The sequence below is a fragment of the Psychrobacter sp. 16-MNA-CIBAN-0192 genome, from assembly GCF_040309565.1.
Classification (GTDB): Bacteria; Pseudomonadota; Gammaproteobacteria; order Pseudomonadales; family Moraxellaceae; genus Psychrobacter.
Genome location: NZ_JBEOOX010000617.1, coordinates 1 through 244 on the forward strand (window position 1 = coordinate 1; position 244 = coordinate 244).

A 244-nucleotide genomic window follows, 5' to 3' on the forward strand; every position below is an offset into this window, starting at 1 on the left:
CAGCAACCTTACTCGATGTTGTCGGCGGGCTCACGGTATTTGCTGGGCTAGTTGCCAGTAAAGAAAATTGGACAATAGAGGAATTACAACAACGTTTAACCACCTTAAGCACTATCGATATGCGCGTCGACTTTCTTCGTCCGGGTCGCGGTGAAGTCTTCACTGGCACAGGCAGTGTTATCCGAGCGGGTAATCGCGTATCAGTTTGTCGGATGGAGTTACATAATGAACAAGGGGTCCACAT

1 protein-coding gene is annotated in these 244 nt (G+C 48.8%); it reads left to right on the plus strand.

Annotation, left to right across the window (positions count from 1 at the left end; genetic code table 11):
• On the plus strand, positions 1–244 hold a 244-nt coding region (locus tag AAEY78_RS14600), incomplete at both ends, for a thioesterase family protein (protein WP_352340177.1).